The organism is Salinicoccus roseus, assembly GCF_003814515.1.
In the GTDB taxonomy this organism is placed as follows: domain Bacteria; phylum Bacillota; class Bacilli; order Staphylococcales; family Salinicoccaceae; genus Salinicoccus; species Salinicoccus roseus.
Window position 1 is genome coordinate 1,219,619 of the sequence record NZ_RKQJ01000001.1, and the last position, 13,076, is coordinate 1,232,694.

Consider the following 13,076-nt stretch of genomic DNA (forward strand, 5'->3'; position numbering starts at 1 on the left):
ACCGTTGGCTGCAGGCTTTGGTGGTTATATCCTGTCTATCTTGTAGGGCTGTTTTCCGATCAGGAATTTGAAGATCGGGAACTGCTTCAGTATGATTCCGATGCCGAGGCACATTCCGATCGTCAAGAGGAGTGAAGTCAAGATGAAGATGATCGTCATATCTGCAAACACAGAGGTTGTACTGTATATTCCCGGCAATATGATCGGATGGAACAGGAAGATGAAGAATGAGAAGCTTGATATCAGGGCATACACGTTCGGCGCCAGACCTGTCAACTGTGTAGAGGTATTCAAAATGAAGAGGAACCCTACAGTATGAAGCGGCATGAGTGCATAATCAAAGCTTGTCACAGTATAGTAATCTCCACGGTTCATGAATATCAATATCGTGTAGGAGATGATGACCAACAATAGGATGATGGCAATCTGATCATGGATGAAGGCCAGCACCTTTTCATAGTTTGCACCAATATAGGCACCAAAAAAGTAGAAGAATATCCATCCGAGTATAAACGTTTCATTGCCGAACGGATAGATGTTATCCACAAGGTTTCCTGTGAAGCTGTGATTATAGTAGCTGTACAGGAATGCAAAGTTCACGATGAATGACACGAACAGCAGCAGCTTTGAATTCAGGATCTTTGGGCTGATTCTGAATATGATCCAATTAAGAACGAAGAACTGCATGATGACCAGTATGAAATAGCCATACCAGTTGCCCAGCAGTACGCTGTCCAGAAAGATTTCCCAGAACGTATCCTCCCTGAAGGTGTTTTCTGTAAAGGCATAGATGATGCCCACCATCAGGTAGGGAACCAGTATGAACTTGACCCGGTTCCATAAATAGTTCTCCGGGAGCTTTTCCCTGTAGTTCATTGTGCTGAGCAGTACTGAGAGTATGATGAAGCCCGGTGTCGCCACGATGAAGATGTTTCTGATCCAGTACAGTACCTGTATCTGGTTTTCATCCGGTTCGGTGCTTATGGCGTACTGGGTGAGCAGGTGGGTCAGGACGATGAATACACTCAGTATGACACGCAGATAATTCAGTTCTGTCTTCATTTACCTCAACCCTTCCCAGTCCTCAATCAGCAGTTCGAAGGCGTCTTCACTGACCAGCACCCTAGGAATATAATAAGGATGTGAATCCGGCCGGATTTCCTTCTCTTCCAGAGTGAAGCCGTAATCTATCCCCTGGTCTCCAAAAACTTCTGTAGCCGTGTCATTCGCTTGGCCGAACGGATACGCTATCGAGTTGATATCTTTACCATCAAACTCAGACTCGAAGTAATCCTGGCTCGCTTGTGTATCAGCTTTCACCTCTTCTTCATTCTTAGTCAGCAGTCTCGCTGTATTGCCGTCCAGATGATGGAAATCATGGGTATGTGTCGAAAATTCCCAGAGTCCCGACGCTTCCATTTTATTCAGCTGTTCCTGCTCCAGCAATGAAATATTATTGAAATCTTCATTGCCCACTTCACCAGTTATGACAAAGCCGGTGGCAGGGATGCTGTATTTTTCCAATATCGGATGGGCATTCTCACGGATTGTCGTATCCATATCATCAAAACTGACCCAGACGCAGCGTTCCGGGAAATTCCCTTCTTCATAATATCCGATCAGTTCCTCCATGGTGACGAAATTGGCATCCTGGTCACGCAGGAATTTCATCTGAGATTCGAATGCTTCCGTCGAGACACTGTAGACACTGAGTTCCTTGTTGCTTGAGAGGAACCTGAAAACATTCTCCACCACTCCGTAATCCCTGACCCTGTGATAGTTCAGCCCCACACAGCTGTTCTCTTCATGGGCCAGATCTTCGGGCCTGTCCTGCTCGGGATATTCCGTAGAAAGGTTAGCTTGATTCAGTATAAGCGACATCATCATTGCACCGGACATCATCAATTTTAAAAAAGTCATTTTGAAGTCACCCTAACTAGATTGGCAAAATAGGTTGCCAGAAGATAAACGAATGAAACTGCAGCACCAATGACTACTACCGTGAATATGAACTCGATGTCAGCCGGATCCACATTCAAAATCGTGCGGCTGAGCTGGACATAGTAGGTGTCCAAATTGAGCAGCGTGAAAGATATTGTCATAAGCGCCACTGTACTATACATCCAAAGCAGCAGGGAAAATGCCGAGATGAACACTTCCCTGAGTATATTTAAATTTGATTTGACTGTTGGATATCTCCTCTGTCTGGACTTTTCCATGTCGCAAATTCCCCTTTCTTACGTTTGATTGCGCGCGGCAGTGCAATGACAGCCACTACAGCATTGATCAGCCAGTAGAATACCGGATACCAGCTCAGGAAGACGATGTAGAGGAGGTTCTTCTTCTCATACCTGCTGTCTATCAGGACTGATATCGTAAATTGTATGACGTTTACAAAGGTGAGTACGAAGGCTGACAGGAATACGAGGTTCAAGTTGAAGGCATAGAAGTAATAATCCAGGAAATTGGTGCTGAGCAGTGCATATAGGAGAGTCGCAATGATGGAGTATACCCAGATTACTGAGAACACCTGCTCAAGGTAGAGTATCCATAATGAAGGGTTTTTCACTTTGAGCATGTTCTTGAAATCCCTGATGAGTACTTCCTGTCCTCCCTGTGCCCACCTCAACCGCTGGGTGAAGAGTCCCCTGAAAGTCTCGGGCACCAGCATCCAGCAGAGTGCACGCGGTTCATATTGGATCTTGTATCCAGCAAAGTGGAACTTCCATGATACTGCAATGTCTTCAGTAATCATGTCCGTATCAAAATATCCCACATCTTTCAGTGCCTTCTTGTCAAATAGGGTGAAGACCCCTGAAATCGTGTTGACGAAGCCGGTCAGCACCTGTGCACGTTTGATGCATCCGATGATGCTGGCATATTCGACCGTCTGTATTTTCGCAAGCAGCGAAGATTTGTTCCTTATTCTCGGGTTGCCGGTGACGGCACCGATGTTATTGAATTTTTTGAAGTTCTCCATCATGTAGTACGGCGCAGCATCATCCACCATCGTATCTGCATCGATGACCATGACATAATCATGGCTGGCGTTTTCAACCGCAGTGTTCAAAGCATTCGCCTTGCCCCTGTTCACCTTCAGGTCGATGAAAGTGAAGTCATATTTGGCATTGAGTTCGTGCAGAACCTCAGACGAGCGGTCACTGCTTCCGTCATTGACGACCATTATTTCCTTTTGGGGGTATTTGAGCGCATCGAGGCTCACGATCGTCTCCTTGATGGTGTCTGCTTCGTTATAGCAGGGGACGATGAATGTAATCCCTTCTACATCCTCCTTGTCCGTATCGATCTTCCTGCTCAACCATACTTCACGCAATACGAAGAACATTATCGTGCCGATGAGCCAGAAGACGGATATGACAATCGGATAGAAAAGAAGCAGGTCAAGTAGTATTTGCATAGTTCAACACACTCCTAATAACATTTCCAATACCTTCTATTGGGTGCATTGACTATCGTAAGGCGATATGCTTGTCCAGAAAAGGGACAATTAATCATACCGTGTCCATATTAATTCGCCAGTTATCAATTAATTCAATATATTGTAAGCGCTACCATTGTATATTCCGGATATAGTTGTATAATGAAAGCGAGTATACTATCGTATTTGGCAACATGGACAAGATTGAAGATGGTGTCCTTGTTTAATGTCTTTCCAGATGTCTCCCCCCTTTTACCAGAAGGAATAATGCATAAGTGAGGTGTTTCTCTTGATCTATTTGGATAAAAAACTGCTGCTGCTTTATGATTTCATCGAAAATCATGAATTCGACCGCCGGCAAATCGCCGAGAGACTGGAAGTGTCGGACAGGCATTTGACGAGATTATTGAACCTTTGGCACGAAGAAGGAGTGATCGAGTACAAAAAGGGGCAGGGCCGGGGCATCCATTCTGAAGTGCTCTTCAAAGTCAATCCCGAGGAACGTTTCGTTAATGAATTCATGAGGAATATAAACAAGCTTACCTTGGGCGATATAGAGGAGACATTGAACCTCCCCATCTCGGACATATCAAAGATGGTGATAAAGGAAAAGACCGAAATGCTCCTGTACCAGCACCCTGTACAGGAATCTCCCGGGGAAGAGGGTAATGTGTTCGTCGACTATATGGATCCGGTTCCGGATAGGGAGCTGGAAGAGGCGGTGTGGCATGCACAATCGGACCATATCCTCTTCAATACCATGTGCCGGCTGTACGACCTGGATGATTCCGGTGCAGTCAAGAGGGGTCTTGCATCCTTTGATGAATGGCATGGCAACAGGCTCAGGATCTATATCAGGAAAGATATCCAGTTCTATAATGGAGACATACTTTATGCGACTGATGTCGTCGATTCCCTGAACCGATATCTGCAGAACCAATCCAGCGATGTGATGGACGGAATCATACAGTCCATTGAAGTGCTTTCTGCGTTTCAATTGGAGATCCGGGCAGCCTACCGCACCGATCTGCTTAAACCAATGCTCACCTCACTTGAAGCCGGCATCTATAAAATCGAAGGCGAACAAGTCCTGACCACCGGACCTTTCTATATCGACACTTCCAATCATAGAGGCATCACCCTCTTGAGGAATCCATACTATATGAACCCGGCAGGAGACCTTAAAAAGATAAGGCTGATAAGCGACATAGAACAATACCTTCCATATTTGAACCAAAGGGATATGGAGACACGTTCAGTTCCACTCCAAAACAGGGTCGAATATGCATTGGTCAACCCCCACAGCGACGCTTTGGACCATAACCAGAGGCTCTACGTACTCTCGGTCATGCAGAAATTCAAGGAAGAATATGTTAAAGGGGAGCAGAAGATAGACCACAAGACCTTTCAGCAGTATAAGGAAAGACTCGCAAGCAGCGGATTGGATGCCGTCAGTTTCGAAAAGCCCCTGAAACTGCTCTGCATCGACAGAGTGTCCTTCGGCACAGATCAATTGATCCATTTTCTCATTGAACACGACGTCCCTGTGCTGGTCACCTATATGAGCTTGGAAGATTACCATGAGATGGACACAAGATCACTGGAGGTGGACATTCTCCTGAACTGCGAGTTCGTTCCCAGTGCCTACAAATACCTGCATCTGGTCAGCCATGCCAGATTCAGTGGCTGGTTCAATGAAAGTCCCATCGCAAAAGACCTGATTCATGTATATAAAAACAAGCATAGAGAGTACTGGACACATATGGAAAACCGGTTCATCAGCCACCTGGTCAATCATGCATATGTTCTTCCGTTCACCTACTCCCAAAAAAGAGTCAATGTGCCGGCATCCTTCAGGAACATAGCAAGCAGCCCATTTGGTGTCATCGACTACAACCGGATTATGGTCATCGACCAAGAGGAGGCAAAACAGTAAAGCATACATAATGAAGGGGGTGTTACCTAAATCCAATTAAGGGAGAATGGTGCATTTTAAGGGGGTGCACCATTTGAAACCAAATCAACGGAGGGTGCATTTTAAGAGGGTGCACCTTCTGAACCTAAGAGGGGATGCACTATGAAAGGGGTGCATCCGAAAGGGTGCAGGACGAATGATGGATAAGCGTCTACTCATTTTGGAAAGATATTTGGAAAAGTATAGACAGGATTTCACGCAGCTGAGCGATGAATTGAATGTTTCATCCAGACAGCTGTCCAGAATTTTAAGGAAGTGGGATGAAGAAGGATATATAAAATATATTCCGGGTCACGGTAGAGGTGTCAAAACGAAAATCAAACTCAATATGGATATTGCCCGGGAACTGTTCAATGAGATGAACAAATACAGAGATGAGCTCTCTATTGAAGAGTTCAATAGATATCTCGAACTGCCCTGGCCTGTCGAGTACATCGAATCGATCGGAAAAATCATCGAATATGAACGTGGACAGGCTCCTGCGACTTCCAACTCCATGGCAATGATGGATTATCTGTATAAGGTGCCGGAAACATTCATCCCTGCCTTAAGTATCGAACATGCTTCCACACTGGTCGGACTGCAAGTATTCGAGACGCTCTACAGAAATGATGTGAATAAGGAAATCAAGGTTCATCTGCTGAGGTTTGATGAATGGAGGGGGGATGAACTCCACCTCTTTCTAAAAGGCGGGATACAATTCTCAGATGGGGAGATGCTTGACAGCACACATGTAAAGACGGTATTGGAGACATTGAAGAATGAAAGTGTCTACACGGAGATTTTTCAGCTGATGGGAAAGGTGAAGGTATACGACAATCTGCATCTGTCGCTCCATGTGAAGGACGCCAGCCTTATGATGAAATATTACCTCGCTGAGCCAATGAGTGCCATTTTCAAGTTTGACAAAAATGGAAGGCCCGTGGGCACAGGTTCATACAAGGTTGAGAAATACAACAGCAGGTCTGTCATCCTCTCCGAAAACAAACATTATACTTTCGGTCTCCCTGATGTGAAAAGGCTTCATCTCATAACCAACGAATCGAAAATAGAGAAATACCAGCAGAATGCTTTCGAAGGGACATACTTTCCTGAGATCTACATGTGGAATATCTTCATTTTATTCAACCCGCTGAAAAACCGGCTGTCATTCGAACAGAGAAGCTATCTGAAACAGATCTTCCTGGATGCCACTTATAATGGGAGCACCAGCGAAAATGAACTGTACCGAAAAGCTTCTGCTTTTACACCGGAAAGAAGAATGATCACACCCAAATTCGATTTCCCGATAAAGTTGATGCTGGATAGGTTGAATCCAAGCATCTCGGAAGATATAAGAAGAAGGTTGAGTGCATCCGATATCGAAGTGGAATTTGTCGAGATGGATCTGCATGAATATCTCGAAACAGATCTGAAGACACTCGATGTCGACATGATCCTGATGAAGGAAAGCTATCATCAAAGCCATCCCTGGCAGCTGATTGATCTTCTGACCCACTGCAAGTTCCGGGAATGGTACGGTGGACTTGAAGAAATGAAAGGGTTTCTCGGCATGGCCCACGCCAATGACGAAGAAGCCCGGGACATGAGCCAGAGAATATTGAAGCATATCAATGATAGTGTCTACATTGTCCATCTATTCAAAAAGTACCGGAAGGTCTTTCTGCCTGCCGGTCTGAAGAATATTGTGGAAATGGATTATGGCGCTGTGGATTACAGCAGCATCATTGCTGCAAAATAAATGAAGGACAGACATCAACGGGCTCCTTCATGGCCCTTCTCCTTATGCTGCTCTGTTCAATGAAAAAGCCTGCGACTTTGGTCGCAGGCTTTTTCATTGGATGACAATCGATCAGTTCCCCTTCCTCGGAAACAGAGGATACCATCCACCCTCCTCCCACCACATGACAAGAGGGCAATGGTCCGAGATATTCAAGTGTGAAATATAATATGAACCGAAACCGAGTGTCCTGGAAGCATCATATCCCAGAGGCTTCATATAGACTTCCGGCTTCATCATATGATTGACGATCTCTACCCCCTTCTCGAGGAAGAGCTTTTCCACCAGCTTCCTGTTCATGGCCCCTGTAAAGTATGCATCGGATTTTGGATGTCCGCTTTTACGCAGTATGGGCACTCCTTCATCCCGGACATTGGATCTCATCTTCACGATACGGCTGATGTAGTCGGTGGTTTCTTCATTATAGCCGATTCCTGAAGAGGGCCAATAGCCCTCGTAAACCTTCTTCGCATCATCCAGCCTGTTTTTGAATTCGATGAAATGCCGCAAGTATATTCTTGTGTGCGGCAGAAGCCTTTCCATTTGTGCGGTGATATAGTCCAGATCCCTCGTGTGGACAGCGAAAACGATGATGTCCAATCTCTCTATGGACTGGAGATCATCGAAGGTCGCCACCCATCTCCTCAGTCCGTCAACGAACCGCTCACCCGACCAGATTGCTTCATCGATGTAGATGTATGAAGCAACCTCTCCTTTCCCACATTCAGCCATGGAGATGCCGTATACTTCAGAAAGGGCTTCATCGAACATCTGCAGAACCATCTTCTGGTTCCCTTCCGCCTTTCTTGGATCCATGAACTTAACCGATTCCACGCTGTCCGGGAATATATTAGCATCCGCTGTGATTTCACCTATCATCCGCTTCATTTCCATCCTGGAAAGATATGACCTGCCCAACACATTTGCCAGTTCCTTCAATATGACCTTATGATGTTCCGCAGGAAACTGCTCCAGCCACCTTTCAACATGTCCATCGCTGAAGTTTATGTTCCCATAATCGCTGACAGCAGCCAAAAGCGAAGATATCAAATCCCCTGTATCCTTCATCAGCACTCCCCCCTGAAAGGCTGTACCATATTTCCTACCATCATCTGCCTGTACCTCGTAATCATATGTAATTGAGCTGCGTCTTCCACTTTTATGGCCAAAAAAAGCCTGCATATGGATGATGCAGGCCGGTGCGATGGACCCTTCTCCTAATCCCGGAAAGTGGCAGAGCCGGGTCGGAAGGGATTCGAAATCGTTATTTGATGATCAGGACCGGCGTGTTGACACGTTTTGCCACTTTGTGTGTGACATGTCCAAGTACATGTTTGATCTCACGTTTTGAACGCCTGTTGCTCATGACGACAACTTCATAATTGTTTTCATTTATCTCCTTCAGAAGCTCGTTCGTCACACGTCCTTTACTGAAGCGGGTCGTATAGTTCAACCCCCTTTCCTCCAGTTCTTCGAGGAAAGGTTTGAGCTTCTCCTCCTTATCGCGGATGATTTCCTGAAAATGTTTGCCCTGATACTTTACGTTATCCACCATTTCGCTCTCCGGAATGACATTGAAGATCGTGATCTTCGCATCCTCGCTGTTGTCGGTCAGTTTGACCAATTGATCCGGTACGTTATTGAAGGAATTCCCAAAGTCGTAAGGCAGAAGTATATCCTTGTACATAGTCACACACCCTTCTGTTTTCTTAAGTTTCCTGCCTCTAAAATAACAGATTTCAATAAGTTTATCCAATAATTATTCTGAATTTTAAAATTGTGCTCATCCGGTAGTTTTTTGGCCGCCTCTTTCATTTGAAGGACTGCAGAACCCTTTTAGCCGGAACCACAAAAAAGCCCCCGGCCCGATGATGGGCCGGAGGCAGATATGGAGACGGCGGGAGTCGAACCCGCGTCCAGAGACTTTGGCACAACTCTTTCTACGTGCGTAGTCCATTTTTCAATTTCGCATGGCTGATGGTAATGAACGGACCATAGATCCATGCTAGTCTGATTGATCTCTTCACCCGGTTCTCCAGACGGAAGAACCGGATGCGTATCCTGTTAAGGTTGAATCATCCGATCACGACGCACAGGAAACGTCATGGGATGATGCAGAGTGCTCTTAGGCAGCTACTGCGAAGTTATCTTGTTTGCCAGTTATTATTAACTGAGTATCGTTTATGACGGAGCCGATACCTCCGGCACGCTTAAGTTGCTCAAACAGCCCCTGTCGAATCCGGAACGTCCCCGGATTAAAAGGTACATCCCTCTCGAGACGTATACTATATAATACCATATTCCGGAATGAAAATCAAGGTGGATGCTACTGCATACGGTCCTTGAGCGCGCGGTCGACGTCGCGTTTCATCTGCTTGCGCTTCAGGTCTTCCCGCTTGTCATACTTCTTCTTGCCGCGTCCGACACCAAGCAGCACTTTGCAGAAACCGTTCTTGATGTAGAGCTTCAGCGGAATCAATGCATATCCTGCCTCCTGCACCTGTCCCTGCAGCTTGTCGATCTCCTTCCGCTTCAGCAGCAGTTTGCGTGTCCGCAGTGGATCGTGGTTGTAGCGGTTGCCCTCCTCATAGGGGGCGATATGCATGTTGTACACATACATCTCACCCCTGTAGACCCGCGCATAGGCATCCTTCAAGTTGGCCGACCCCCGTCTGATGGACTTGATCTCGGTCCCCCTGAGCTCGATGCCCGCTTCGATCGTATCTTCAATATGATAATCGTGGCTCGCTTTCCTGTTCTGTGCAAGGGGTTTATCATGTGTCTTCTTCATAATTACTTCTTCCTCTTACTTTTTTTGGCGCCTTTGTAGAATGGCTTCTTGTTGGTCTTGCCCTTATCGAAGTTTTTCTTGCCATCCTGCTTCTTATCACCGGCCTGCTTCTTTTCACCATTCTTCGGTTTGGACTTGGCCTTGATCTGGACAGGCTTGTCCCTGCGTTCCCTCGGCTGTCGTTCAGGCATTCCGACGACCTTGAAGTCGATCAGCCGCTCTTCGAGGTTGACGCTCAACACTTCCACTTCGACAGGGTCCCCGATGCGGTAGACGGTGCCCGTACGGTCGCCGATCAATGCCATATGACGCTCCTGGTACTGGTAGTGGTCGTCCGTCATATAGGAGACATGGACAAGACCTTCTATGGTATTCGGCAGCTCTACGAACATGCCGAAGTTCATGACGCCGGAGATGACGCCTTCGTACGTCTCGCCCACATGCTGGATCATATACTCCGCCTTCTTCAGGTCATCGGTATCCCGCTCTGCTTCCTGGGCCCTTCTTTCCCTGTTTGAAGTGTGCTCTGCGATATCAGGCAGCTCGGCATCGATCTCATTGATCGTCTTCCGGTCCGTCTTCCCTTCGATCAGATACTTCCTGATCAAACGGTGGACGACGAGGTCGGGATAACGGCGGATCGGGGACGTGAAGTGCGTATAGTACTCGGCCGACAGGCCGAAGTGTCCAAGATTATCCTCCGCATACCTTGCCTGCTGCATGGAACGCAGCATCAATGTACTGATGACCATCTCTTCCGGACGGCCTTCAACTTCTTCGATGATCTCCTGCAGCGCACGCGGATGGATTTCGTTGCCCTTCCCTTTGACGATGATGCCGAAGTTGGTCACGAATTCGAAGAACTGGCGCAGCTTCTCCTCTTTCGGGTCTTCGTGGACACGGTAGAGGAACGGGACTTCCATCCAGTGGAAATGTTCAGCCACCGTCTCGTTGGCGGCAAGCATGAACTCCTCGATCATGCGCTCGCCGACGGAACGTGTACGGAGGACGACATCCGCCGGGGTGCCATCCGCTTCAACGAGCACCTGCGCTTCATTGAAGTCGAAATCGATGGCGCCGCGCCGCTCCCTTCTGCCACGGAGTATCTTGGCCAGTGCTTCAGCCTCCTGCAGCATCGGATAGACGTCACTGTATTCGGAAATCAACGCTTCATCTCCGGAATCCAGCATATTGTTGACTGCGTCATATGTCATGCGGCGGTCCGAATGGATGACACTCTGGAAGATGTCGTGGTTGACGACCTTGCCCGCAGAATCAATCTCCATCCGGCAGCTCATCGTCAGACGGTCGACATCAGGATTCAATGAACAGATGCCGTTCGACAGCCTGTGCGGTATCATCGGGATCACCCGGTCGACCAGGTACACACTCGTCCCCCGCTCATATGCTTCCTTATCGAGGGGAGAGTCCTCCTCCACATAGTAGCTGACATCAGCGATGCTGACGATGAGTTCATGATTGCCGTTGTCGAGCTTCTTGACGGAAATCGCATCATCGAGGTCTTTCGCATCGGCTCCGTCTATCGTAATCGTGAACTCATCACGCAGATCCGTACGGCCTTTGAGTTCTTCCTCATTGATCGTATCCGGTGCAGCCTCCGCCGCCTTCATCACTTCATCCGGGAACTCGATTTCTATTCCGTGTTGGAAGATGATGGATAGTATATCCACTCCAGGGTCATTCTTGTGGCCCAGTATCTGGATGACGTGACCTTCCGGATTTGATTCCTCTTCACGGTATTTGGTGATTTCGACGAGCACCTTATGGCCATCCACTGCTCCGAGGTTCTGGTTCTTCGGAATGAAGATGTCATCGACGACCTTCTTCGAATCGGGGACGACGAATCCGAAATGCTTGCTCGCACGATACTCCCCGACGACACGTGTCGTACCCCGGGTCAGTATGGTCGTGACCTCGCCTTCCTGGTTGTCCCCCTGCGAATGCTTCTGCACTTCCACAAGGACGATGTCCCCATCGAAGGCACCATTGATGGCATTCGGCGGAATGAAGATGTCCTCCATCTCGATGTCTTCCGGACGCAGGAAACCGAAGCCGCGCTTATGAAGGGAGAGCTTACCTTTGACGAGGTCCGTTTCGCTCATCTTCATGTACTTGTCCTTCTTCGTCCTGTAGACTTCCCCCGACTCTTCAAGGGCAACCATCTCTTTCACCATTTCCTTGAAGTCTTCGGAGTCATATGCAGACAGTTCCTGCTGGAACTGGTCCATTGTCATCGGCCGATAATCTTCGGATCCGATCATTTCCAGAATCTTTTCTCTATAGTTACCCATGAATATGCCTCCTATTGCTCATTCCAGTCCAACTGGTTCATAAATGCGTGTATATCTTCGAACAGTTCCTTCTTCTCTTTATCTATCGTCAGTACATGCCCTGATTCCGGGTACCACTTCAGCTGCTTCTCATCTTCTTCAGTCCCGGACTCGTCATGGATGATGTTCGCCGAATCCGGATTGATCATTTCATCCTTTTCAGATTGGGCGATGAAGAGCGGTACATGCACATCCGGCAGACTGTCTTTTGCCGTCTCGATCATATCCCTGACCTCATCCAGCATGACGGTCGGTTCGAATGCCGCCATTTCACGCTCGATCTCCCCTTCCGACTTGCCTTCCATCTTCTTGAATCCCCGTGCGTATTCAAGCACACCCTCATACATCGTTTCGCGATCCTTGAGGTACATCGGGCTGCAGATGGTCGAAACGCCCACTACATCACGCACTGTCGCAAGACGCAGTGCAAATACACCACCGAGTGAAAGGCCGGCTACGAATATCTTTTCATATCCCTTATCCACCAGGAAATCATAGGCTTCAAGCACCTGGGCCCACCATACGTGCGGGCTTGACTTCAGAAGGTTCTCCGGGGGTTCGGCATGCCCTTCGTAATGGGGGGCATAGGAAGTGATCCCCTGCTTCTGGAGATGGCGTCCGAGCTGCCTTACATCCGATGAATTGCCGGTGAATCCATGGAGCAGCAGGACCGCCTGCTCCCCCTCCTCGAAGAAGAATGGCTGCGGTAACTGAATCTTCATTATTTATACCCTACTTTC

Annotated in this window: 11 protein-coding genes and 1 other RNA gene; 2 read left to right on the plus strand and 10 right to left on the minus strand. The window is 47.6% G+C overall.

Annotation, left to right across the window (positions count from 1 at the left end; translation table 11 throughout):
* Positions 1-24: 24 nt before the first annotated feature.
* Genes EDC33_RS06195 through pgaC form a run of 4 tightly spaced genes read right to left on the minus strand, consistent with a single transcriptional unit; the run spans position 25 to position 3,418 of the window.
* Positions 25-1,062: an acyltransferase family protein gene (locus EDC33_RS06195; protein WP_124010529.1), complete on the minus strand. Its 1,038-nt coding sequence runs from the start codon at positions 1,060-1,062 to the stop codon at positions 25-27.
* Positions 1,063-1,920 (minus strand): intercellular adhesin biosynthesis polysaccharide N-deacetylase, encoded by an 858-nt coding sequence (icaB, locus tag EDC33_RS06200; protein WP_124010530.1) that lies wholly within the window; start codon positions 1,918-1,920, stop codon positions 1,063-1,065.
* Positions 1,917-2,219 carry an intracellular adhesion protein D gene (locus EDC33_RS06205; protein WP_124010531.1) on the minus strand — a complete coding sequence of 101 codons (303 nt, stop codon included), beginning with the start codon at positions 2,217-2,219 and terminating at the stop codon, positions 1,917-1,919. Before EDC33_RS06205 ends, icaB begins: the two co-directional genes overlap by 4 nt.
* The gene (gene pgaC / locus EDC33_RS06210) at positions 2,171-3,418 is read right to left on the minus strand and encodes a poly-beta-1,6-N-acetyl-D-glucosamine synthase (protein WP_124010532.1); all 1,248 of its coding nucleotides are present in this window, start codon (positions 3,416-3,418) and stop codon (positions 2,171-2,173) included. The genes EDC33_RS06205 and pgaC overlap by 49 nt, the downstream gene beginning before the upstream one ends.
* A gap of 310 nt (positions 3,419-3,728) precedes the next feature.
* On the opposite strand from pgaC, the gene EDC33_RS06215 reads away from it, so the two are divergent.
* Together EDC33_RS06215 and EDC33_RS06220 are read left to right on the plus strand one after the other, a co-directional pair.
* Entirely contained in the window at positions 3,729-5,375 is a 1,647-nt protein-coding gene (locus EDC33_RS06215; RefSeq protein ID WP_148087052.1) for an ABC transporter substrate-binding protein, read from the plus strand.
* A 199-nt stretch (positions 5,376-5,574) separates the two neighbouring features.
* Positions 5,575-7,155, plus strand: coding sequence for an ABC transporter substrate-binding protein (locus tag EDC33_RS06220; RefSeq protein WP_170156366.1), 1,581 nt, complete (start codon positions 5,575-5,577; stop codon positions 7,153-7,155).
* 111 nt (positions 7,156-7,266) lie between these two features.
* On the opposite strand, the gene EDC33_RS06225 is transcribed toward EDC33_RS06220, so the two are convergent.
* The 6 genes from EDC33_RS06225 to EDC33_RS06250 form a co-directional block, all read right to left on the minus strand.
* The gene (locus EDC33_RS06225; protein ID WP_124010535.1) at positions 7,267-8,262 is read right to left on the minus strand and encodes a phosphoribosyltransferase-like anti-phage protein; all 996 of its coding nucleotides are present in this window, start codon (positions 8,260-8,262) and stop codon (positions 7,267-7,269) included.
* 196 nt (positions 8,263-8,458) lie between these two features.
* Positions 8,459-8,881, minus strand: a complete 423-nt coding sequence (locus EDC33_RS06230) for a universal stress protein (protein WP_124010536.1) — start codon at positions 8,879-8,881, stop codon at positions 8,459-8,461.
* A gap of 199 nt (positions 8,882-9,080) precedes the next feature.
* Positions 9,081-9,446: a transfer-messenger RNA gene (ssrA, locus tag EDC33_RS06235) on the minus strand.
* A 74-nt stretch (positions 9,447-9,520) separates the two neighbouring features.
* The gene (gene smpB / locus EDC33_RS06240; RefSeq protein ID WP_040105080.1) at positions 9,521-9,985 is read right to left on the minus strand and encodes an SsrA-binding protein SmpB; all 465 of its coding nucleotides are present in this window, start codon (positions 9,983-9,985) and stop codon (positions 9,521-9,523) included.
* Between the two features lie 2 nt (positions 9,986-9,987).
* Positions 9,988-12,297 (minus strand): ribonuclease R, encoded by a 2,310-nt coding sequence (gene rnr / locus EDC33_RS06245; protein WP_124010537.1) that lies wholly within the window; start codon positions 12,295-12,297, stop codon positions 9,988-9,990.
* A gap of 11 nt (positions 12,298-12,308) precedes the next feature.
* The gene (locus tag EDC33_RS06250; RefSeq protein WP_094906614.1) at positions 12,309-13,058 is read right to left on the minus strand and encodes an alpha/beta hydrolase; all 750 of its coding nucleotides are present in this window, start codon (positions 13,056-13,058) and stop codon (positions 12,309-12,311) included.
* Positions 13,059-13,076: the final 18 nt, after the last annotated feature.